We start from the raw sequence: 23,207 nt of genomic DNA on the forward strand, positions 1-23,207 counted from the left end.
CTGCACTAAAATCTTCACGATTTGCTTTAAAACAGTAAGGCAGTTATGGAATAACTACCTTAGCATTTAGCTTTAAATTATATCTAGCGGACTAATTAACCCACTCTTTATAAGCCTCAAGATCACGGCTTTTGCCTGCTTCATAACCGGCTTCAAAAGCTTCATTTAAGCGTTGCTCTTCGCGCATCGGATTATGCAGATAGCCATTTTGCCAGCCTTGTACAAACTCACTGTCTGCACCCGCTTGTTCCATCGCCACGACGGCATCATAATATTGTTGATTCATTCGAAAGTCCTCTCAAACTATTAATCACTAAAACTACCTACCACTCACAATCATCGCTAGCTTCTAAAAATAAGCCACTAAAATGAGTGTTTGGCAGCTTCAAAAACGGTTAAGGCTTGCCCACTATCAAGTACGGTACGTACTGCAGTAGCAGCAGTTTGTAAATCAGGATAGCGCTTTAAATGACTAAGACAAATGGCACTAGCATAAACCAAACTGTCATAGGTTAAACCGCGCTCACCCGCTAAGGCCGCTTGACCTAACTGGGCTGCCTGAGCGGCTAAAGCATCACTATCAATTGGGGTATCTTCCGCAGGCACTAAAGCAGATGGCAAAGGTACAGCACGAGTAGCCGCGACGATACCTAGGTCTTGTGGCACTAGATCCACTTGATATTCTGCACCCTGCGCCTGATAAGCGAATAAACGCCCTGCTTGCTGAAGCGAAGGAATAATCCCACCTTCGACACCCCGCACAAACAAAGCACTGTGAAAACCTGCCTGCCGTGCTAAGGAAGCATAAATTGGTGGATATGCTTTATGCACATAGCCGCCCATACAATGCGTTTTTAAGCGTGCACGAATCGGTCCGAGCATCGTCTCGACTGTTGTCAACACTTGGCGCTTAATCATCCGTTGACGCAAGGGAATCAGGGCGTGTAAAGATGGCGCAAAACTGGCTTGATCAACATAAGTCCAGCCAATTTGCTCTAATTGCTGAGTAGCTTCGGCGGGGCTTAGTTGTACTTTAACACCCGCTGCTTGCAAAACTTTGTGGTGAGTTGCCCCGTATTTAGGGCCAACTTGTGCAACGCCATGTAACACCGCTGGCACACCCATAGCGGCTAGCACGGCAGGTACAAAGCTAGAAGCAGGTACACCCCGAATAAAGCCATCATAGGGATCAGAAATATCCACTAACTCATCGACAGCCGCCTGGCTGATCGTCGAGTTATCCATTAAAGCTTGCAAAGTCCCGCGATTTTCCTCATCCGTTTCACGCTTCATACGTAAGGCAATCAAATAAATCGCGGTCTGCACCGGATCAGCCTGCCCCGTCAGAATATGCTGCATGGCCTGATAGGCCTCGGTATAGGACAAATCTTTGCTGTACTCAGGACCCGTAGCAACTTTTTGAATTGCTTGCTTTAGGTGAAGAGCTAAATTAAGTTCAGACATAGTGACAGTTTCCATAGCAAAACAGTGTAGGAAGTGGATCAACGCATAGAAATACCCCCATCGGGGTAAGGCTTTGCATCAAGGCTTATTCTAACTTAGGCTAAGCACTCGGTAGCGAGCCTTGCTACGCACTTTATTGAGGAAAAACGAATGTCTAATTTTGAATTCACGGATGCCGACGCAGGCTTGGCTAGTGGTATGGCCGCCTTTGAGGCTAAACACTTTGCCCGTGCCATGCAACTACTTTACCCTTATGCTGAGCAAGGGCAACCACAAGCCCAATATCATATCGCTATTATGTATCAAAATGGCTTAGGCAATGCACAAAGCGATGTTGCCGCTTGGAAATGGATGCATGATGCTGCTCAACAAGGTTATGCCTTAGCTCAACATGGGTTAGGCTTTATGTATTTAGAAGGTGAATGCATTGATCAAGACCATGCTAAAGCAGCTGAATGGTTTAAAAAAGCGGCAGAACAAGGTTTGCCCGGCTCACTATTAGCGCTTGCAGGCCTTTATGAGCAAGGTCAAGGCGTTCCTCAAGATCAAGCAGAAGCACAGCGCTTATATAAACTCGCTGGCTTTTAAGCCTCGAATAAATCCCTTGCAAAATAACAGCAGGTATTCAGTCAAAATTCAGTACTCTTGCTTTAGTTTGCGTGTCTCTAGAATTAAGAAAACAATAAGAGCAAGGTAGAAAGCTGAGCCGATATAAATAGATAGTTTATTGACATCGGCTACACAGCTTGAGGATCAATCAATAGCAAGTCTGGGCTAGCTTGCTTAACCAGGGTCGCACTTGGTGTTTGATCTCGTTAACAATAACAATAATAGATATTAAGAGGAATCAGGTATTGACTGAATGCTGGTCACTACCTTGATTCCTCTTTATTTTTTACTGTAATTTTAAACAACTTGCAAGTGTTAGCTGATAAATGATGTTAATTAGTGTTTATGCCGGATGAGCCAACAACTATGAATTTTCATATCTCTTTGAAAATCTTCAGGTATTGATTGCAGGCGATAATCCTCTACTGCATAGCGCTCTTCGATTATTGGATCTAATTTAAACTTACGAAAATTATTCGAAAAAACCAGTACTCCATTCCTTTCAAGCACTTGCATCGCATTTTGTAAGAGTGAAACCTGATCACGTTGGACATCAAACACGGTCTGCATGCGTTTGGAATTACTAAAGGTCGGTGGATCAAGGAAAATTAAATCATAGCGCTGTTTGCAGTTGGCGAGCCATTCCACGGCATTCGCCCGAATAGTGCGATAGTTATAGGGGTTTAACTTCAGATGATTGAGTTGAAAATTATCCTCAGCCCACGCTAAATAGGTGGAAGATAAATCCACGCTATCGACACGACTCGCCCCACCAGCTGCAGCATGTACACTCACCGCCCCCGTGTAGCAAAATAGATTCAATACCGATTTGCCTTGCGCGTGTTGCTGCATCCACAGCCGCATAGGGCGATGATCTAAAAACAAACCCGTGTCTAAATAATCACTTAAATTCACCTTAAATCTTAGCCCATGCTCATGGACGACGAGGCTTTGCCCGACTTGAGCTTGACGCTCATATTGGTCAAAACCTTTTTGGCGTTTACGTTGTTTTAGCACTATTTTATTAGCCGGAACTTTTAGCACTTCGGCCAAAGTCATCAGCACTTGATCCAAACGCTGCTGTGCGGTTTTTTCATCAATAGTTGCGGGGGGAGCATATTCTTGCACATGCAGCCAATCTGCATAACGATCCACCGCGACGGCATATTCGGGAATATCGGCATCATAAATGCGATAAGCGTCGGTATGCCCACGTTGAATAAAGCCTTTGAGTTTACGCAAATTTTTTTCAATGCGATTAGCAAAATCCTCAGCAATCCAAAGTGTTGGCCTTGCTTTTTGAACGAGTTTATCTAAAGTCCACAGTTGATATTCATCCCGCCCATTGAGATAGCGATAGGTTTTGCTATAAAACAAATCAGTGAACGCTAACGGTGCAGCGGCAGGGGCAAACAAAGCTCCTCGGAACTGAGTCGATAAGCTAGAAATTGCTTGACCGAACTCACTATAAGCAGTGCGCCAAGTTAAGGCGTGTTGCTCTGCATTAAAGGGTAATTGACTTAATAATAAACCTTGATCTGCCTGAAAATTTGCAAACTCGATCTGTTTAGGCTCTTGATTAAGCCATTGAGCTGCAGGTAACCCCAAAGTAGCCCAATCCGATTTAGCCGTGGCTAATTTATCCTTATCCAGCTCACAGCCAATAAAATGGAAGCGCTCTGCTTTAGCTAAACCAACTTGCTGGCGCTCACGCGCTTCACTTAACAACTCGCCATACAGCTGAGCATCATGTTTTAACCAACGTTGGGCTACCGTTGCTCCGCGTAATAAACCGGGGGCTATATCTAAAGCCATTAAAGCGGCTTCTATTATAAACTCACCTGAGCCACAAATCGGATCTAGCAAACAAGTGACTGGCTGCTCAGCTTTAATTAATTCCGGCCAGCCTGCCCTGATTAAAACAGCAGCGGCTAAATTTTCATGCAAAGCATAATAGGCATCCAAATCACGGTAGCCACGTTGATGTAAACCCTTTTGGTTCAGATCAATACCGATACTCGCTTTGCCCTTATGCACATTTACTGAAACCACTAAATCGGGATTAGCACTAATCGAAGGTCTTTGCCCCTCTGGAGTACGAAGCAAGTCGACAATCTGATCTTTAACCCACTGCGCACCAAATTGGGTGTTACGAATATCATCCGTTAACCCAGAAAAACGCACTTTGAAACTACCATCAATCCGCAAATGCTCTGCCCAAGGAATCGTTTTAATCAGGGTACTTAATTCGGCTTGATCTTTGCCAAAACCATAGGCTAATTGCAAAGTCGCTCGAGAGGCTAAGCGACTCCAAATTAAGGCACGATAGGCAAATCTTAAATCACCCATCACTTGCACACCAGAATGACCAATTTTAGTCTGCTCCGCCCCTAGACCACTGAGTTCTTCAGCCAATAACGGCTCAACAAACTGTGGGCAGGCAAAAAACCATTCATACTTAACACTATTCTCAAATTGCATGGGGCTGACCAAGAAATCGACGGCTTATGATTTTAACATCAAATCAGGTGTTGTATGCTCTGTTATCTATCCGCTAGCTAGCAGTGTGATAGAGGTTTAGCCTGAATAAAAATAGGTTGATCGTGTTGGTTTTAGCTGTAATTATGTCAACAATGTTGCAGTTGCACACTTGGAAAAACCCGAAATTCCAGCTATTATTCAGCACTTGTCAGCACACATGTCGACAATCTGAAGGCTTAAGAAAACATGTTCCAACATAGGTTCCAAGCAAATGAAAACCACCAGTAACAGACCGCTTTCCCCCCATCTGCAAGTGTATAAGATGCCGCTCCCGGCGGTTTTATCCGTTCTCCACCGTGGCACTGGCATTGTGCTGTCCATCGGTAGCCTACTTGTCGTGTATTGGCTGACTGCATTAGCAGCAGGCCCTGAGGCCTATGCGACTGCGAGTGGAATTTTAGGCTCATTCCTTGGCAAATTAGTTTTATTTGGCTGGACTTGGGCTTTGTTTTATCACCTGTGCAATGGTGTGCGCCATTTGCTGTGGGACACAGGTTTTGGCTTTGATATTCCGACCACTTATTTGACGGGTAAAGTGGTATTAGGGGCTTCAGCCGTTCTAACCCTTCTATTGTGGCTCGTGGCCTAAGGTTTGCAGGAGATTATCATGAGTTTGGTAACACCTTTAAAGAAAGCACGCGGCTTAGGCTCAGCTAAAGCGGGTACTCATCATTTCTGGGTGCAACGGGTCACAGCGATTGCCTTAGTGCCTTTGACTTTATGGGTAGCCTTCACGGTCGCTGCTTTAAGCGATCAAGACTATGCCACCACTTTAACTTATTTTTCATCACCTTTTAGTGCTGCCATGTTCAGCCTGTTCATTTTCACTGCGTTTTATCACGCTGCTTTAGGCTTGCAAGTGGTCATCGAAGATTATGTTCACCATGAAGGCGTAAAAATCGGCGCTTTAATTGGCATGAAACTATTTTTGGCCTTAACTGGGGCCACCAGTATTATCGCCGTTTTGCTTGCGGCTTTCGGCAGCTGAGGAGCCTTGCATGTCTGAGTATAAAATTGAAAACCATACCTATGACGTGGTTGTCGTTGGGGCTGGTGGGGCCGGTTTGCGTGCTACTTTCGGTATGGCCGTAAAGGGTTTATCCACCGCGTGTATTACTAAAGTATTCCCGACCCGTAGCCATACAGTGGCAGCACAAGGGGGGATGTCAGCTGCCTTAGGCAATATGGGGCCGGATAAATGGCAGTGGCACATGTATGACACCGTGAAAGGTTCGGATTGGCTCGGTGATCAAGACGCGATTGAATATATGTGTCGTGAAGCTATCCCCGCTGTGATTGAATTAGAACATCAAGGTGTACCCTTCTCGCGGACTGAAGAAGGTCGAATTTATCAGCGCCCCTTTGGTGGTATGACCACTAACTATGGTGAGGGGATTGCCCAACGTACTTGCGCAGCCGCTGACCGGACTGGGCATGCGATTCTGCATACCTTGTATCAACAATCTCTACGGCATAATGCTGAATTTTATATTGAGCATTTTGCGACTGACTTGATCATGGACGACCAAGGTGTTTGCCGTGGTGTGCTCGCTTGGGATTTAGCGACGGGTGTCTTACGGATTTTCCGTGCGCAAACTGTGGTCTTGGCTACCGGCGGTTATGGTCGCGCTTATTTCTCTGCAACCTCAGCGCACACCTGTACAGGGGATGGCAATGGCATGGTGACTCGTGCGGGTTTGCCACTACAAGATATGGAATTCACTCAATTCCACCCCACCGGTATCTATGGCTCAGGCTGCTTGATCACCGAAGGGGTAAGGGGTGAAGGTGGTTATCTCACTAACTCACTCGGTGAGCGCTTTATGGAACGGTATGCACCGAATGCCAAAGATTTGGCTTCGCGTGATGTAGTGAGTCGCTCGATGACCATCGAGATTAACGAAGGTCGTGGGGTGGGTCCAAAGAAAGACCATATTCATATTCATCTTGAGCATTTAGGGGCTGAAGTCATTCACGAACGCTTACCGGGTATTGCGGAAAGTGCAAAGATTTTTGCGGGTGTAGATGTCACCAAAGAACCGATCCCTGTTCTGCCAACTGTTCACTACAATATGGGGGGTATCCCCACCAACTATCATGGTGAAGTGGTTACCTTGAAAGATGGCAATCCTGATAGCGTAATTCCGGGCTTGATGGCAATTGGCGAATGTGCTTGTGTCTCCGTCCACGGTGCAAATCGCTTAGGCTCTAACTCCTTATTAGACATCGTGGTCTTTGGGCGTGCAGCTGCGAATCGTTGTGCTGAAACCTTAAAAGCGGGTGCGAGCCAACCCGATTTACCGAAAGCAGGTGTCGATAAAGTGTTGGAACGCTTCAAACGCATTCATCATGCGAATGGCAGCACCACCACGGCAGAAATCCGCGACAATATGCAACACACTATGCAAAAGCATGCGGCGGTCTTCCGTACTGGCGACTCATTGCAAGAAGGTGTAGATAAAATGAACGCTATCTATGCGAGTTACCAAGATGTGAAAGTCAGTGATCGTGGCTTGATTTGGAACTCTGACTTGATGGAAACCTTCGAGCTAGCGAATCTATTGGATTGCGCGCAAGTATCTGTACAGTGCGCCTTGAACCGCAAGGAAAGTCGGGGCGCACATGCCCGTGAAGATTTCCCTGATCGTGATGATGCTAACTGGATGAAGCATTCTTTGGCTTGGTTAGATGAACAAGGCCAAGTCAACATTGACTATCGCCCAGTGCATACTTATACCCTGACGGATGATGTCGAATACATCCCGCCGAAAAAGCGCACCTACTAAGGGAGCATAACGAATTATGGCTGAATTTAAACTTCCCGCAAACTCGATCATTAAAGATGGCAAAACTTGGCCGACCCCAACCGGGGCTAGCCGTGTAAAGAACTTTAAGATCTATCGTTATGATCCTGATAGTGGGCAAAATCCACGCTGGGATACCTTCCCGATTGATCTCGATGACTGCGCACCGATGGTCCTGGATGCCCTCTTAAAGATCAAAAATGAGATCGACCCTACCCTAACCTTCCGCCGCTCTTGCCGTGAAGGGATTTGTGGTTCGTGTGCAATGAATATCGGTGGCTCAAATACACTAGCTTGCATTAAAGCCATCGAAGATATTCCGGGCGATATTACCATTAGCCCTTTGCCACACATGGAAGTTGTCAAAGATCTAGTCCCTGATCTGACTCATTTCTATGCGCAATATGCGTCGATTAAACCGTGGATGCAGACTTCAACCCCTGCCCCACAAGATCGTGAACGCTTACAGTCGCCAGAAGATCGTAAAAAGCTAGATGGCTTATATGAATGTATTCTATGTGCTAGCTGCTCAACCTCTTGCCCAAGCTATTGGTGGAATGGTGATCGTTATTTAGGCCCAGCCGTGCTGCTGCAAGCTTATCGTTGGGTCATTGATAGTCGGGATGAAGCCACGGGTGAGCGCTTAGATAATCTTGAAGATCCCTTCAAACTGTATCGTTGTCATACCATTATGAACTGCACCAATACTTGCCCGAAAGGCTTGAACCCAGCTCAAGCCATTGGTCAGCTGAAAAAAATGATGGTCGAGCGCCTATATTAAGCCCGATTAATTAGGCTCGTTCTAGCACCCTTCTCTCGTTGAGGGAAGGGTTTTGCAGATAGTAAAGGTGGACTGCATGAACGAACTCTCTCGCTACAAATTACGTTGTCGGCGTGGCATGAAGGAACTCGACTTCGTACTAGAACGCTATCTCAAGAATCACTTCCCCCAAGCTGATGCTGAAGAAATTCAGCGCTTTGATGAATTACTCGAATTACAAGACCCTAATCTGTTTGGTATTTTGTTCCAGACCGAAGCGACTCCTGAGCAATATCAGGCCTTGGCAGCAAAAATCCGTTCTCTCGCTTAATGGGCATACTCAAGCAAAACGAAGCGCAGTGGCAAGAGCGCTTAATCCGTTTGCGTTGGGCTTGTCATCGGACTCATAATGAACTCAATAAACCCCTATTAGGCTTTCTTGAAAATGTATATCCCTCTTTGGAGATGGGTGAGCAGTTTGCGTTTGAACGCTTGCTAAGTGCGGCTGATCACGATATTTTGCAATGGCTCAAGGGTAAACAGCTGCCAAATGATCAAGGTATTGTGACTATTCTTGCTTTGATCCAGCAAGCCAGTTAATTATCGAATATATTTATCATCGCTTAGAGGACCATTCATGGCTGAGTTGATCGACTTATCACCTGTGGCTGCTTATCAATATTTACAGGAAAATCCTGATAAAAGTGTACTGGTCGATATCCGTTCATCTATGGAATATTTGTTTGTAGGTCATCCCGTTGGCTCCGTTCATATCGCGTGGATTGATGAGCCTGATTGGGATGTTAATCCCAATTTCGTCAGCGATGTTGAGCGCTTACTCAGCGGACGCTGTAAAGGCTTGGATGCTAAAACTGAGGCTGCCGTTGTACTGTGCTGTCGCAGTGGTAAACGAACCAAGGATGCGGGGGCGGCTTTACTGGCAGCGGGTTTTCAACAGGTTCTACATGTTAATGAAGGCTTCGAAGGTGAACGTGATGAGCAACATCATCGCAGTACCCTAGGTGGCTGGCGTTTTCATGGCTTACCTTGGGAACAATGTTAGCTTTACAACTAGGCTTTTGGGCAATTCCGTCAAAATCATCTAAAATTACAGAGCTAAACGGTCACGCACGCTCAGGGACGGGCAATAATACGTGACTGGAGCTGAAGTTTATGACTATGATTGCCCACCCTAAGGAGTCTAGTAAAACAAAAAAGGAGTTATAATGAAAGCAAAGGCACTCGTTGTACTAGTAGTTGCTGTTGTTTGGGGATTAGGTAGTTGGTGGTGGTATGCCTGCAAAATCAAAGGATTCTGCGGTGCACCCGTGCATACTGAGCAGGCGACTCACTCAGCAGACTCACCTCCCACTGAGGCCAAGCAGCCAAACGCCGACACGCATACAACTGAAGTAGCCAAGCTGCCTGCAGCACCTTCTGAAGCGCAAGTTGCCGATCAGCCGACGCCAACGGATACTCAACTCACTGCACTCAACATGAATACACCGAGTATGCCTGAGCTCACCAAGGCAACCGAACCTACACAAGCCCCTCAGCCAGCGCTTAAATCAGAGCCAAGCTCGGTTGAGTCAGTCGCTCAAACCTCCGTTCCACCAGAGCCTGAATCAAAACCAACTCCGGTTGAGTCTAGCACGCCCACGGTTCAAGTACCTCAAGCACCCATACCACCAGAACCGCCATTGCCACCAACCGCTACTGTACCCGCCGAGCCTGCGATACCTGCCACAGCAGCGCCAGAGTCAACCGACAGCACTGAAACCGCTAGCATGATTGATCCCCCCCTACCTACTGAGCCTGTCACCCCGCTTGCGGAGGATAGCGATAAAGATGGTGTCCCCAATGAGTTGGAAAAAAAACTCGGCCTTGACCCTTACATGGCTGATTCAGATAAAGATGGTGTGAGTGATCAAGATGAACTTGGCTCTAGACCTGCGGAAGCCCCTCTAGATACCGATGATGATGGTATTATCAATGCGCTCGACTCTGATGATGACGGTGATGGTGACCCCACTGCTAATGAGGCCGTTGACCCCAACAAAGATGCTGTGATCACCGATGCGCGGGATAGTGACCAAGACGCTACCCCTGACTACTTGGATAAAGACAGTAGCTGGGCGACTTTGGATGATGATAACGATGGCCTTAGCAATGGTGAAGAAAAAGAAGCAGGTACTAACCCTAGCCTAACTGACTCTGATGGTGATGGGGTACCCGATAAGCTTGAATTAGTGGATAAAAAAGATACCGATCAAGATGGTATCCTTGATGCACTCGACACCGATGATGATAATGATGGCATCATGACAGCGATGGAGAATCCCGATTCAAATAATGACGGCAAACTAGATGATGCTGCTGATCATAATAACAACGGTGTACCTGATTATTTAGATGCTAATTCATCCGGTGAAACGGTCGCTTCCAATCAGAACACGAACACCAATGAGCCTAATCCCAAAGATCCCGATATGGCCACCGGCCAGCCAGTCACTGCAAGCGCTATGCCTGAACCTGAAGCAGAACCCGAATCCGAGCCTGAACCCGAATCCGAAGCAAAATCCAGCACTAGCCTCCTAGCCAGCAGTCAACTGACAGCTGCACAGCCTCAAACCTCAGAACCCGTACCCGCTGCTGAAAAAAAGCCGACACCAGCAACCCCACCTAAAACTGACGACACGAATAAGATTACTGTTGATTTAGATAAACCCGCTGCTGATAAGAAAAATGTCAGTTCGGCACGCTTATATTTTCCATTCCGCTCCACTAAACCCGAGCTTGCCGATAGCACTGCAGCCTACTTTGATGATTTAATCAGTTTTTTAAAAGCCAACCCCAAAGCTAAAGTCAAAGTGATTGGGCATACCGATAATGTAGGTGATGCTGAGATTAATGAGAAACTCGGTTTACAACGTGCTGAGCGCATTCGTATTCAGCTGATTAGACGGGGAGCACCTGCTGATCGCGTTGAAGCCAGCTCTAAAGGCGAGTCTGCGCCTTGGGTGACTAATAAAACTGAAGAAGGTCGGAATAAAAACCGTCGTGTTGAAGTCAAGCCTATTAAATAATTGGGCGACAGGAGTAGCGAATGATGTTCGAAAATATAACTAGCCGGGTTGATCTGACGGACGCTAGCCTAGAGCTGGCTATTATGCTAGGTGTTGCCTTTATCTTGGGCTTTCTTTTTTGTTATCTACGTAATAAATCCAATGATTAAAGGATCTTAAACTGTGAACGAAACCTCTAATCAGACCTATACCTTTGGTACTGCCAGCTTTGAAATTCTGCTATTGCTGGTAGCTGCTTTTTTAGTGGGCGCTTTAGTCTGCTATCTACTCAAGAAAATGGGCTTATGCTGTAAAAACAAGGCAGTAATCCCAACAACTTTATTGACTACAGAAGACACTCCCGAATTAATTGACCCAGTAGCACAAATGCGAGCACGGATTAACTCGACCGCGCCTACGGCCAGTTACCCGCCTCCGCTCCATTCGCAAATGCCTAAGATGGAACACGAAACTCTCTATGAAGCTGATTTGCGTAGCCTATTAAAAGGGCGTAGCAGTGAGGAAACAACTCCACCCTCCAATTCCCCCCCCGCGAATCGCCCAACGGTTTTCCCAAGTCGTGTTAGCCCAGCAGCTCCACCTAAAGCCACACAAACGACCGAAACGACGATTGCGCCCTTAGTCTTACCTGCTGAGGATCATGTGGATGATTTGAAAAAACTGGAAGGAATTGGCCCGAAAATTGAAAAACTACTGAATGAAGCGGGCATTAAAAGCTATGTTAAATTAGCAACGATGGATCGTGATACTTTAAAAGCGATCTTAGATGCAGGTGGCAGCCAGTTTAAACTGCATGAACCTAAATCTTGGCCCTATCAAGCAGAATTAGCCGCTAAACAAAACTGGCAGCGCTTAAAAGAATACCAAGACTTTCTGATCTCAGGGCGTAATTCCTAGTCCAACATGCTGGCAGCTCTTCAAGCATAACGAAGAGCTGCTGGTTGACTCATTAATGGCCTAGGCTGCTTTGATCCCATCAAAAGCCGTGCGTAAATACTGCAACATGGAGACTAAGGTCAAAATCGTTGCCAGTACTAAAGCCATGATCCCAAGCTCACGCATTGGCAAGATACCGAATAAATCTTGGTTATATAACAAAAAAATCAAGGCAATAATCTGAAAAGTCGTTTTCAGTTTACCCATAAAAGCAACGGCCACCTTACCTCTTAAACCGATCTGAGCCATCCATTCGCGTAAAGCTGAAATAACAATTTCACGACCAATAATAATCATACCCGCCAAGGTGAACCAGATATTCGCCTCACGCTCAACAATTAACAGCATCGCCACGGCTACAATCAATTTATCCGCGACCGGATCAAGGAAAGCACCAAAGCGTGATTCTTGCTGCCATTTACGCGCGAAATAGCCATCTGCCCAATCTGTTAATCCGGCTAAACCAAAAGTGAAGGCTGCGGCAAATGCAGCCCAAGGTCGATCTAAATAAAAAAATAGGATCAGTAAAGGAATAAAAGCAATCCGCACCCAAGTGAGTAGGATGGGTAGGTTCATCGTTTTCAACTACCGATCTCCATTAAATTTATCGTAAATTTTTTGTGCTAGTGCCAAGCTAATACTAGGCACTTTCGTCAACTCTTCGACACTAGCACGCTCAATCGCTCGTAAACCACCAAACTGCTTTAACAAAAGCTGGCGGCGCTTCGCACCTAAGCCGACTATTTCTTCCAACGCCGATTGGGTGCGCGCTTTCTGGCGGCGTGCACGATGACCCGTAATGGCAAAACGATGCGCCTCATCTCGAATCTGCTGTACTAAATGTAAAGCTGGCGAATGCTCTGGCAAATTTAACCGCTGCGTATTATTTTCAATAATCAAGGTCTCTAGCCCCGGCTTACGTCCCTCCCCTTTAGCCACCCCAACCACCGTTAGCTTGCTAATAGCTAGAGACTCCAAAACCTTCAGCGCTTGTGCAACTTGCCCACTACCGCCATCAATGAAAAGAATATCAGGCAGTTTACCCTCTTGCTCAGTCCCCCGACGAAAACGGCGCGTCAGGGCTTGATGCATCGCTGCATAATCATCGCCTGCTTGAATACCCTTAATATTATAGCGCCGATATTCTGCTTTGACCGGACCTTCCATTCCAAACACGACACATGATGCAACCGTTGCCTCCCCCATCGTATGACTAATATCAAAACATTCCATTCGTGCAGGTGGCGTGGCTAAACCCAAAGCAGCCTGTAAGGCGAATAAGCGCTGGCGCATCCCTGCTTTGGAAGCAAGCTGCATGTGTAAGGACTGCTCAGCATTTCGTGCGGCCATTTCCACCCATTTAGTTCGCTCCCCCCGCTGAGGCTGACGAATCACTACCTTCCGCTCTTGTTTGAGGGTCAGCATATCCTCGAGCACCGCCTGCTCCGCAGGTAGCTCGGAAACTAGCACCTCCCCCGGTACTTCATGATTCAAATAATATTGGGCAAGAAAACTGGCTAGAATCTCATCGGTTTTGATTTCATCATCGGGTAATTCTGGAAAGAAATTCCGATTCCCTAAATTATGTCCATGCCGGATGGTGAAAACTTGCACACTCGCCAAACCCGCCTCGGTAGCAATCGCCACCACATCGACATTGCCACTCGTACCAGTTACATATTGCTGCTGAGAAATATGCCGCAGGCTTTCAATTAAATCGCGCTGCTCAGCCGCTTTCTCAAAATTTAAGGCGGCAGCGGATTGCTCCATCTTCACAACTAACTCATCAATCGCAGTTTGAGTATGGCCTTGCAAAAACTGCACCGCATGGCGAATACTGTCGGCATATTCATCTTGCGCAATCAAGCCCACACAAGGCGCACTGCAGCGTTTAATTTGATACTCCAAACATGGGCGCGAGCGATTTGCAAAGTAACTGTCTTCACATTGACGGGCTTTGAATAAACGCTTCATTAAATACAAAGTTTGACTGACGGCCCCTGAACTCGGATAAGGGCCAAAATACTGCCCCGGCTCTTTACGCGAGCCACGATAAAATTGAATACGCGGATATTCGTGCTTAGAAATATAAATATAAGGATAACCTTTGCCATCTTTAAGGCGAATATTGTAATGCGGTGAATGCTGCTTAATCAGATTGCTTTCGAGTAGCAAAGCTTCTGCCTCCGTGCGAGTGATCGTCACCTCAACCCGCTGGATCTGCTGCACCATTGCATGAATACGTGCATTCGCCACTTTAGAACGAAAATAACTAGCAACCCGATTTTTCAGATCCTTCGCTTTGCCCACATAGAGAATTTCCTCGTTTTTGCCAAGCATACGATAGACTCCGGGCTTGTGAGGCACGGTGTTGAGGAAATCTTGGGGATCAAAAGCACTGGGGGTTTGCATGTGGCTATTTTGCCACAGATAGGCTAAAAATGGGAAAGAGTCTGGCTTGATGGTTTTTAGAAAATTAATCCTAGCTATACTTAACTCTAATTTAATCACCTACCTATCTTCCAGAGCCTGCCATGAGAATCAAACAATACCAAGTCGATGCTTTTGCAAACCGTGCCTTTGAAGGTAACCCTGCTGCAGTTTGTCCACTGGAGCATTGGCTGGATGATGCTCAATTACAAGCCATTGCTGAGGAAAACAACTTATCAGAGACAGCGTTTTTTGTTTCATCAGGCAACGGATTTAAGCTGCGCTGGTTTACGCCAGTTGAAGAAGTGGATCTGTGTGGACATGCAACCTTAGCTGCCGCACATGTCCTCTTTCAGATACTGGGTTATTCTGGCTCAAGCCTTCGCTTCGACACTCGTAGTGGTCCCTTATTCGTTAACAAGCAGGGCGACTTATTACAAATCGACCTCCCCGCCTCTCCACCCACTCATTGCGAAGCGCCTGCGGCGCTGATCAAGGGCTTAGGCGTGCAACCGATTGAGGTCTTGGCTGCTAGCGATTATCTGGTTGTTTTTGATAGTGAAACCACTATCCGTGCTATTCAACCAGACCCTCATCAGCTGTCACAGCTGGATTTGCAAGGCATCATTATTACTGCTCCGGGTGATGAGGTCGATTTTGTTAGCCGCTTCTTTGCACCTCAATTAGGCATACCTGAAGATCCCGTGACAGGCTCTGCCCATTGTGTATTGACACCTTATTGGGCTGATAAACTTAACAAAAACCTGTTATCCGCTAAACAAGTTTCTAAGCGAGGCGGCAGTCTCACCTGTGAGCTACAAGCTGACCGAGTATTATTATCGGGCAGTGCAGTCACTTTTATGGAAGCTGAAATTAATTTTTAAGCTATGCCGTTCAATGCACCACCATCTTCGAAAATAAATTAATCACTAACACGCCCGCAATGATCAGCCCCATTCCAATCACGGCGGGTAAATCCAAACGTTCGTGATAAAACAACACGCCTACCAAACTAATCAAAACAATCCCAAGCCCTGACCAGATCGCATAGGTAATCCCTAAAGGAATCGTGCGTAAAGCCAAAGTCATGAAATAAAACGCACTGCCATAGGCAATAATCATAATCACGGTTGGCCAAAGCTTAGTAAACTCAGCCGAGTTTCTTAAAGCACTGGTCGCGACTACTTCCGATAGAATGGCAATCGCCAAATAAAAATAAGCCATAAATCCCCGATTAATACAGTAGATAAGCTTGGCGTTGTTCTAACCATGCCTGCTCATCTGCGTTGGTTAAATGCTCTAAATCAGCCACTTGTGCAGCCGGATCATCCACCCACTCACGCAATAAAGGCGAGCCATTGATCACATCAATCGCCAGCTTATCCAGTTCATATTCATAAGGAAAATTCCGCCACAGCGGATAATCCGGTTGTAATAAGCGCAAAGCTTTAAACGCTAAAGCCTGCACCCGCCAAGGTTTAAAGCGCTGATGCTGATAGTCGGTATCTTCCACATGAATTTGCACACCTGCACAGAGCTTGCCAACATACTTATGGAAAGTCGGTTCAAACCAGCATTCGCGTAAACGGCAACCTTGTAGCCAGTCGGGTGCTAATTGATACATAAGCTTGAGGAGCGCCGTGGTATCAAGATCTGGTGCACCAAACAGCTCTAAAGGTCGAGTCGTACCCCGTCCCTCTGAAAGAGTCGTCCCCTCTAACATCACCGTGCCTGCATAACAGCGTGCCATACTGAGATTAGGCGCATTGGGGCTAGGATTGATCCAGGCGCGCTCCCCCAAAGGCCAACCAAAACCGGGGGCTAGCTCGGGTTGCCAAGCTTGCATAGTAATCACTTGATACTCGACATCCAGCTTGAATCTATCCACAAACCAGCGTCCTAATTCCCCCATCGTCATACCGTGGCGCATGGGCATCGGGGCTGCACCAACAAAACTTTCCCAACCTTGGCGCAGACTCAATCCTTCCACGGGGCGGCCAACTGGATTAGGTCGATCTAAGACCCAAACCGCTTTGCCTGTTTGTGCCGCCGCCTCTAGCACATAGGCTAAACTGGTAATAAAAGTATAAATCCGGCAACCTAAATCCTGTAAATCGACTAGCAAAACATCAAAAGTCTCCATCATCGCTGCACTGGGGCGGCGGACTTCACCATAAAGGCTAAACACAGGAATTTTATACTTAGGATCAATGAAATCTGGTGATTCCATCATATTATCTTGCTGATCACCTTTAATCCCATGCTGTGGACCAAAAGCAGCAGTGAGCTTTATATCGTTGAATTGCGCTAAAGCATCGACAGCATGGGTTAAATCAGCAGTGACTGAAGCAGGATGCGCTAATAAAGCGATTCGTCTACCCGCTAGGGCAGCTCTCAAGGTCGGGTCTGCTAGAAAACGATCAATTCCAAACTGCATGCTACTCTCTCAACTGGGCGCTCAAATCAGGCGCGTACTTTACAAGGATTAAGGCTTTAAGCCTAGCGAGCATTCAACGGGTATGCTTAGATAGCCGCATTCATTTTCAAAGTTTTTTAAACTTCAAGTATGAGGACTGTTCTATGACGATGGATGAAGCACAAGGTTTACAACCCAAAGGCCATTTATTATTACGTACTGTAGCCATGCCTGCTGATACCAATCCCAACGGGGATATTTTTGGCGGATGGATTATGGCACAGATGGATATTTCAGGTGGCATTATGGCAAAAGAACTCGCCCAAGGGCGGGTGGCCACGATTGCAGTGAATGCCATGAAATTTATACGCCCAGTCAAGGTCGGGGATGTAGTCGCCTGCTATGGGACTTTAGTTCGTACTGGCACGACCTCCTTGACCATTCACCTGCAAACTTGGGTCAAACCTGCTTGGCGTGACCCTGACTGTGGGCTATTTCAAGTCACAGAAGCCGATTTCGTCTATGTTGCGATTGATGAACAAGGCAAGAAGCGGCCGTTAGAAAAGCACTAATGCCACCGCGACCAAACGCTGAAAGTTTAAGATTGGCGCTGTGCTTGAGTGCGGCGCTGCCACCAACCCGCAAACCAGCCATAGCCACTGACAATCACCAAGCCCAGTAATACCAAGCTCGCACCCGCGATAAAATGCGGCTCTAAGGATTCATTGAGTAACAGCACCCCAAATAAAACCCCAAATAAAGGTGTTAGGAACGAAAAAATCCCTAATTGCGCCGCCATATAACGTCGCAGTAAAGCGAACCAAATCAAAAAGCTGGCAAAGGAGACTAAAACGCCCTGAAACGCTAAGCTTGCCCATACCACTGGTGTCGACCTAAACTCGGCTTGCCCTGTCACCAGCGCAATAATCAACAGCAGCACAAAAGTAGCCACCAGTTGGTATTGTAGCGTTTCGGTCGCAGGCGCATTAGCCAAACTCGAACCACGTACCACTAAGGTCGTCAAGCCCCAAGCTAAGCCACTTAACACCCCTAGAAAATCCCCCCATAGCATCTGGCTGCTGGCGGTTGTTGCTTGCCCATGCCCTAAAAAAGTGACCGCAATGCCCACAAAAGCCAACAAAACCCCCAGCCATTGCACGGCACTTAAACGCTCAGCCGGAAACAACCAATGCATCCCTAGCGCCACAAAAATCGGGGCGGTATAGACTAAGACGATCATGTGGGCAGCCGCCGTATAGCGTAGGCCTTCTGCCACAAATACAAACTCCACCGCAAATAACAAGCCAACCAACAAACCCGGCTTCCAATTTTGTGCAAGATGCATGCGCTCTTGCCGATAACGCATTAATAAGGCCACCAAAACTGCACTAATCCCCGAACGCAAAGCAATCAACAACATCGGGCTAATCTCATCCACAACCGCCTTTAAATGCGATTGTTGAACACCCCACAGCATACATAGCAGCACCATAATGCCCATCGCTCTACCATCAAGGGCTTGGCGGGTATTTGGCATAATAAAAATCCAGTGATTAATCAGGTGGTCGATTATCCCTTAGTTTAACAAGGCAAGCAGCAGAAATTCATCAAGCTACCGACCCTAAGGTCCACCGATTAAGCCAAGAACTTGCCTAGGCTGCATGCTAGACTTAAGCAGCTTTTCTAACTCAGACTCACTATGGCTTATTTTTCAGCAAAACAGATCCAAACTCGCCCGTGCACGGATAAAACCTTCCACGATGCCACCCATCGCTATCCGCCCTTGATTCAACGTATTCTGGCTGCACGCGGAATACATCATAGTGACGAGTTAAACTTCGCTTTAAAACAACTCCACCCCATCTCTAGCTTAAAAAATGTCAAAGCTGCCGCACAATTATTAGCTGAGGCCATTAGCCATCAGCAGAAGATCTTGATCGTAGGTGACTATGATGCTGATGGCGCAACTGCAACAGCTTTATGTATCCGGGCTTTACATTTATGCGGGCATCAAGCCGTCGATTTCTTAGTCCCTGACCGTTTTAAATATGGTTATGGTTTAACACCCGCCATTGTGGAATTAGCGCAACCCTATCAACCGTGGCTACTGATGACTGTGGATAACGGAGTATCTAGCATTGAAGGGGTGGAAGCTGCTCAGGCTTTAGGGATGAAAACCTTAATCACCGATCATCATCTCCCCGGGCAACAACTCCCTGCCAGTGATGTGATGGTCAATCCTAATCAACCCCACGATGACTTTCCGTCCAAAGCCTTGGCCGGAGTTGGGGTAGCTTTCTATGTGATGCTCGCTTTAAAACAAGAATTGATCGCTCAAGGTTATTTTGCTAAACACAGTTTGCCCGAGCCGAATCTCGTTAGCCTATTAGATTTAGTCGCACTTGGCACCGTCGCGGATGTCGTTCCTTTAGATGCGAACAATCGGATTTTAGTAGAACAAGGTTTACGGCGCATTCGTTCAGGTTCAGCCCATGCAGGTATTCATGCTTTGTTGACTATCGCCAAGAAAGATCCAAACCGAGTGGTAAGTAGTGATTTTGGCTTTGCGTGTGGGCCACGCTTAAATGCCGCCGGACGCTTAGCCGATATGGGGGTTGGCATTCGCTGCTTATTAACTGATGACCCCAAAGAAGCGACCCGCCTAGCCCTACAATTAGATAGCCTCAATCATGATCGCCGCCAAATTGAGGCCGACATGAAAGAAGATGCTGAACACATTATGCAAGCTTTAGGGTTTGAACGCCAAAGCAAGCTGCCACCCATTATGTGCTTGCATCAAGCGGATTGGCATGAAGGCGTGGTCGGGATTTTAGCCTCCCGTCTCAAAGACCGCTATCACCGCCCGGTGATTGTATTTGCAAATTCTGAGGGAGGTTGGCTGAAAGGCTCAGGGCGTTGTATTGAAGGCTTACATTTACGCGATTTAATTGATGAGGTCGCCACTCAACATCCGGGCATGATTCAACGCTTCGGTGGGCATGCGATGGCTGCTGGGCTGACGCTAGCGGCGGAGCATTTCCAACAATTTCAAACCAGTATCATCGCGGCGGTTAATCGTCAAACTCAACCTGACACCTTCCGCGAAACTATTTACACCGACGGTGGCCTCACTCCCTCGGAACTAAGTCTATCGACAGCAGAGCAATTGCAGGCTTTAGCCCCTTGGGGACAATGGTTTCCTGAACCACAATTTGAAGGTGAGTTTGAGATTAAACGCCTGCAAATCCTCAAAGATTTACATGTCAAGGCGACTCTGCTACCGATTGATGCCCAAGCCGGATACAGCTTAGTTTCAGCAGTCACGGCCTTGCAGTTTTTTGCCGACCTCGATCAATGGCCAACTGAAGGCGAGCGGGTGCGCATCATTTATAGGCTCAGTGTGAATGAATATCGCCATGAGCGCTCACTACAATTAATAGTCGCCTATCTTCTGCCGAACTCAGCCAAGGCTACTTAGTTAGCTTTTGAAGCTAAGCGCTCTTGAGTGGTCTGAGCAATCTTATTTCTTAAATAAATCGGCTGTGCTTGCTGAGCGGGTAAGGCCTTACCCGCTTGATAATCCTGCCAAGCCAATTGAGCGATAAACTCTGCCGATGGCAGCCAATCAGGATAACTAGTCGTTAACAGGGGCGCGGCACGCTCCGCTAACTCAGGATAGGCTGACCAACCATTGCCAACGGCCACCCAGTCAGCACTAGCAGGTAACTCAATAGCCGATGGACTTAAAACCTGCTCTTCACCGAGTAACTGTAGTTGTCCTGCGACCACAGCATACTTACCCCAATACACTTCACCCATCCGCGCATCTAAAGCGACTAAGAGTTTGCTGGCCTGAGTTTGCTGATAAGCCTGCTGAGCTAAAGCCGCTAAAGTCGAAATCGGCAAGACTGGTTTATCAGCGGCTAAAGCCAAACCTTGTGCCACTCCCGTCGCTATCCGCAGACCAGTAAATGCACCAGGACCACGCCCAAAAGCAATCGCATCTATATCCACCAGCCTTAAACTAGCCTGCTTCAATACTGATTCCACCATCGGCAGGATCAATTGGGTATGCGCCCGTGGTGTCATTTCAAACTCAGTAAAACAGGCTGTAATCGTCAACACGCTGGCAGAGCACGCATCACTGGAAGTATCAAGAGCTAAGATCGGCATGAGTATCGTTGGCTATCGGAGTAGTCGGAGTAGGTGGAGGTTTTAAGGGGCGTTCCTGAGAGAAAAAGCGTTCAACCACTTCAAGCTTTTGAGTGCGCGGCATGCGGGGCAAGCTCTCTAAAAATACCGAGCCATAACGACGAGTGCGTAAACGTGCATCACAAATCATCAATAAGCCGCGATCTTCTTGATCTCGAATTAACCGCCCGACCCCTTGTTTTAAGGCAATCACCGCTTGGGGTAATTGATAATCGGCAAAAGGATTACCGCCTTCACGGCGCAAGGTTTCAAGACGTGCTTCTAACACCGGATCATTCGGCGCAGCAAAGGGCAATTTATCAATAATCACACAGCTCAAAGCTTCACCACGGACATCGACACCTTCCCAGAAACTAGCCGTACCTAATAAAACAGCATTGCCGAACTCACGGAATTTATCAATCATTTCACGCTGCGGCGATTCACCTTGAATCAATAGCGGATACTCAAACTCACCCTCGAGTAATTCCGCCGCCTCATGCATCGCCCGATAACTGGTAAACAGCATAAACGTCCGCCCACCACATGCTTTAATCACTGGCAGTGCCGCAGAGACCATTTTTTCAATGAAATCGGGCTGCTGTGGCTCAGGTAAACCACTAGGCAAATACATTAGAGCATGATGCCAATAATCAAAGGGACTATCGAGCTTTAGTGTCGTGGCGTGGTCGATGCCTAAGCGCTTCGTAAAATGTTCAAACGAATCCCCTACCGCTAAAGTCGCAGAAGTCATCACCCAACGACAAGGCAAGGCCTCCATACAACGCTGCAAAGGCGCGGCAACATCTAAAGGGGTCGCGGTGAGGGTAAAACTACGAGTAAAGGTTTCAAACCACTGAATCACATCGGTTTGTGGTGTTTGCATGCGGGCTAGGCGCTGGCGTAGTTCAGCTAAACGCTCATGGCACAAGGCTAAACCCTTACTGCGCTCCACGACCTCTGCCAAATCGGTTTCTAGCGCTTGCATCGCGCTCAGCAGTGCATGCGTATGCTCAATAATACCCGGTCTATCGCGCATCATTAACCATGAAGAACGCTGCCCCGGTGCATCCATCACTAAACGTAAATCTAAAACCGACTTATCAAATACGGATAGCTTGTCACGTAGTGCTGGCATATCTTTAGCATTCACCAACAGCTCAGCGAGCAAATCACGCGACCACTCTTGTAATTGGCGGCTACTGACAGTTTCACTAAAAAAGGTAGACGCGATTTCAGGTAATTGATGCGCCTCATCTAAAACCACCACCTCAGCCGCTGGCAATAACTCACCAAAGCCCTCTTCTTTCAAAGCGAGATCCGCAAAAAATAAATGATGGTTAACAATGACTACATCGGCTTCTTGGGCTTTACGGCGTGCTTTGACTACAAAGCAATCACTGTAGTATTCACATTCTAAACCCGCGCAATTTTCTACGGTTGAAGTCACTTTAGGCCAGACTTCAGCATCATGGGGAATCGCGGTCATTTCTGCAATATCGCCCGTTTCAGTGAGTCGACTCCAGCTTTCCAAACGGCGTAACCAGCCAATCTCACGTCGATCCGTAAAACGTCCTTCCTCTAAAGTCAGATCTAAACGATTTAAGCACAGATAATTGGCTCGACCCTTTAACAAGGCGGCATGAATAGGTAACTTTAAAGCTTCACGTACAACGGGTAAGTCTTTGAAAAACAGTTGGTCTTGAAGGGTTTTACTCCCTGTGGAAAGGATAACGCGCTCACCAGAGGCTAAAGTGGGAATCAAATAAGCAAAGGTTTTGCCGACCCCCGTACCCGCCTCCACTACTAAAATCCCCTCGCTCGCTAATAACTCAGTAATTGCCTTAGCCATTGCTTGCTGCTGAGGGCGCGGCTGAAAACCGGGCAGGTTAGCGGATAAAGCCCCCCCTTCTTCAAGCCAAGCTAAAGCGGACTGCTGATCAGCTGGTTTCACAATCCGCTCTCACTGT

The 23,207-nt window shown here is 47.1% G+C and carries 23 protein-coding genes; 13 read left to right on the forward strand and 10 right to left on the reverse strand.

Going from position 1 to position 23,207, the window contains the following annotated elements:
* Window positions 1-91: 91 nt before the first annotated feature.
* Window positions 92-286 (reverse strand): Alvin_2107 family globule sulfur oxidation protein, encoded by a 195-nt coding sequence (locus B5D50_RS09090; protein ID WP_078922289.1) that lies wholly within the window; start codon window positions 284-286, stop codon window positions 92-94.
* Between the two features lie 77 nt (window positions 287-363).
* Complete coding sequence (locus tag B5D50_RS09095) at window positions 364-1,464, reverse strand: anthranilate phosphoribosyltransferase (protein ID WP_143594313.1); 1,101 nt, start codon at window positions 1,462-1,464, stop codon at window positions 364-366.
* Between the two features lie 150 nt (window positions 1,465-1,614).
* Between B5D50_RS09095 and B5D50_RS09100 the strand changes: the two genes are divergently transcribed.
* Window positions 1,615-2,052, forward strand: a complete 438-nt coding sequence (locus B5D50_RS09100) for a tetratricopeptide repeat protein (protein ID WP_078922291.1) — start codon at window positions 1,615-1,617, stop codon at window positions 2,050-2,052.
* Window positions 2,053-2,409: 357 nt separating this feature from the next.
* On the opposite strand, the gene rlmKL is transcribed toward B5D50_RS09100, so the two are convergent.
* The gene (rlmKL, locus tag B5D50_RS09105) at window positions 2,410-4,554 is read right to left on the reverse strand and encodes a bifunctional 23S rRNA (guanine(2069)-N(7))-methyltransferase RlmK/23S rRNA (guanine(2445)-N(2))-methyltransferase RlmL (RefSeq protein WP_078922292.1); all 2,145 of its coding nucleotides are present in this window, start codon (window positions 4,552-4,554) and stop codon (window positions 2,410-2,412) included.
* Window positions 4,555-4,825: 271 nt separating this feature from the next.
* On the opposite strand from rlmKL, the gene sdhC reads away from it, so the two are divergent.
* The 9 genes from sdhC to B5D50_RS09150 all read left to right on the forward strand — a co-directional run bounded on the left by sdhC (window position 4,826) and on the right by B5D50_RS09150 (window position 12,161).
* Window positions 4,826-5,203 carry a succinate dehydrogenase, cytochrome b556 subunit gene (gene sdhC / locus B5D50_RS09110; protein WP_078922293.1) on the forward strand — a complete coding sequence of 126 codons (378 nt, stop codon included), beginning with the start codon at window positions 4,826-4,828 and terminating at the stop codon, window positions 5,201-5,203.
* A gap of 18 nt (window positions 5,204-5,221) precedes the next feature.
* Window positions 5,222-5,602 carry a succinate dehydrogenase, hydrophobic membrane anchor protein gene (gene sdhD / locus B5D50_RS09115; protein WP_078922294.1) on the forward strand — a complete coding sequence of 127 codons (381 nt, stop codon included), beginning with the start codon at window positions 5,222-5,224 and terminating at the stop codon, window positions 5,600-5,602.
* Between the two features lie 10 nt (window positions 5,603-5,612).
* Complete coding sequence (gene sdhA / locus B5D50_RS09120) at window positions 5,613-7,400, forward strand: succinate dehydrogenase flavoprotein subunit (RefSeq protein ID WP_078922295.1); 1,788 nt, start codon at window positions 5,613-5,615, stop codon at window positions 7,398-7,400.
* 16 nt (window positions 7,401-7,416) lie between these two features.
* The gene (locus B5D50_RS09125) at window positions 7,417-8,199 is read left to right on the forward strand and encodes a succinate dehydrogenase iron-sulfur subunit (protein ID WP_078922296.1); all 783 of its coding nucleotides are present in this window, start codon (window positions 7,417-7,419) and stop codon (window positions 8,197-8,199) included.
* Window positions 8,200-8,275: 76 nt separating this feature from the next.
* Window positions 8,276-8,509, forward strand: coding sequence for an FAD assembly factor SdhE (locus tag B5D50_RS09130; protein WP_078922297.1), 234 nt, complete (start codon window positions 8,276-8,278; stop codon window positions 8,507-8,509).
* Window positions 8,509-8,778, forward strand: a complete 270-nt coding sequence (locus B5D50_RS09135; protein ID WP_078922298.1) for an FAD assembly factor SdhE — start codon at window positions 8,509-8,511, stop codon at window positions 8,776-8,778. The genes B5D50_RS09130 and B5D50_RS09135 overlap by 1 nt, the downstream gene beginning before the upstream one ends.
* A gap of 37 nt (window positions 8,779-8,815) precedes the next feature.
* A complete protein-coding gene (locus B5D50_RS09140; protein ID WP_078922299.1) occupies window positions 8,816-9,241 on the forward strand; it encodes a rhodanese-like domain-containing protein in 426 nt (141 codons plus the stop codon).
* A gap of 163 nt (window positions 9,242-9,404) precedes the next feature.
* Window positions 9,405-11,264 (forward strand): OmpA family protein, encoded by a 1,860-nt coding sequence (locus tag B5D50_RS09145; RefSeq protein ID WP_078922300.1) that lies wholly within the window; start codon window positions 9,405-9,407, stop codon window positions 11,262-11,264.
* 162 nt (window positions 11,265-11,426) lie between these two features.
* Window positions 11,427-12,161, forward strand: a complete 735-nt coding sequence (locus B5D50_RS09150) for a helix-hairpin-helix domain-containing protein (protein ID WP_078922301.1) — start codon at window positions 11,427-11,429, stop codon at window positions 12,159-12,161.
* A gap of 60 nt (window positions 12,162-12,221) precedes the next feature.
* On the opposite strand, the gene pgsA is transcribed toward B5D50_RS09150, so the two are convergent.
* A complete protein-coding gene (gene pgsA / locus B5D50_RS09155; RefSeq protein ID WP_078922405.1) occupies window positions 12,222-12,776 on the reverse strand; it encodes a CDP-diacylglycerol--glycerol-3-phosphate 3-phosphatidyltransferase in 555 nt (184 codons plus the stop codon).
* A gap of 9 nt (window positions 12,777-12,785) precedes the next feature.
* Window positions 12,786-14,612, reverse strand: a complete 1,827-nt coding sequence (gene uvrC / locus B5D50_RS09160) for an excinuclease ABC subunit UvrC (protein ID WP_078922406.1) — start codon at window positions 14,610-14,612, stop codon at window positions 12,786-12,788.
* Window positions 14,613-14,734: 122 nt separating this feature from the next.
* On the opposite strand from uvrC, the gene B5D50_RS09165 reads away from it, so the two are divergent.
* Window positions 14,735-15,514 carry a PhzF family phenazine biosynthesis protein gene (locus B5D50_RS09165; RefSeq protein ID WP_078922302.1) on the forward strand — a complete coding sequence of 260 codons (780 nt, stop codon included), beginning with the start codon at window positions 14,735-14,737 and terminating at the stop codon, window positions 15,512-15,514.
* A 10-nt stretch (window positions 15,515-15,524) separates the two neighbouring features.
* On the opposite strand, the gene B5D50_RS09170 is transcribed toward B5D50_RS09165, so the two are convergent.
* Together B5D50_RS09170 and B5D50_RS09175 are read right to left on the reverse strand one after the other, a co-directional pair.
* Window positions 15,525-15,854 carry a DMT family transporter gene (locus B5D50_RS09170; protein WP_078922303.1) on the reverse strand — a complete coding sequence of 110 codons (330 nt, stop codon included), beginning with the start codon at window positions 15,852-15,854 and terminating at the stop codon, window positions 15,525-15,527.
* Between the two features lie 10 nt (window positions 15,855-15,864).
* Entirely contained in the window at window positions 15,865-17,067 is a 1,203-nt protein-coding gene (locus B5D50_RS09175) for an exo-beta-N-acetylmuramidase NamZ family protein (protein WP_078922304.1), read from the reverse strand.
* Window positions 17,068-17,210: 143 nt separating this feature from the next.
* Here B5D50_RS09175 and yciA point away from each other — a divergent pair, with 143 nt between their 5' ends.
* Complete coding sequence (gene yciA / locus B5D50_RS09180) at window positions 17,211-17,618, forward strand: acyl-CoA thioester hydrolase YciA (protein ID WP_078922305.1); 408 nt, start codon at window positions 17,211-17,213, stop codon at window positions 17,616-17,618.
* 26 nt (window positions 17,619-17,644) lie between these two features.
* Here yciA and B5D50_RS09185 read toward each other — a convergent pair whose 3' ends face one another.
* A complete protein-coding gene (locus B5D50_RS09185) occupies window positions 17,645-18,583 on the reverse strand; it encodes a DMT family transporter (RefSeq protein ID WP_078922306.1) in 939 nt (312 codons plus the stop codon).
* A gap of 162 nt (window positions 18,584-18,745) precedes the next feature.
* On the opposite strand from B5D50_RS09185, the gene recJ reads away from it, so the two are divergent.
* Window positions 18,746-20,524, forward strand: a complete 1,779-nt coding sequence (recJ, locus tag B5D50_RS09190; protein WP_078922307.1) for a single-stranded-DNA-specific exonuclease RecJ — start codon at window positions 18,746-18,748, stop codon at window positions 20,522-20,524.
* Here recJ and tsaB read toward each other — a convergent pair.
* The gene (gene tsaB / locus B5D50_RS09195; protein WP_078922308.1) at window positions 20,521-21,219 is read right to left on the reverse strand and encodes a tRNA (adenosine(37)-N6)-threonylcarbamoyltransferase complex dimerization subunit type 1 TsaB; all 699 of its coding nucleotides are present in this window, start codon (window positions 21,217-21,219) and stop codon (window positions 20,521-20,523) included. The genes recJ and tsaB overlap by 4 nt on opposite strands.
* Window positions 21,200-23,191 carry a DNA repair helicase YoaA gene (locus tag B5D50_RS09200; RefSeq protein ID WP_234975842.1) on the reverse strand — a complete coding sequence of 664 codons (1,992 nt, stop codon included), beginning with the start codon at window positions 23,189-23,191 and terminating at the stop codon, window positions 21,200-21,202. The genes tsaB and B5D50_RS09200 overlap by 20 nt, the downstream gene beginning before the upstream one ends.
* Window positions 23,192-23,207: the final 16 nt, after the last annotated feature.

This window comes from Thiothrix eikelboomii, from assembly GCF_900167255.1.
GTDB lineage: Bacteria > Pseudomonadota > Gammaproteobacteria > Thiotrichales > Thiotrichaceae > Thiolinea > Thiolinea eikelboomii.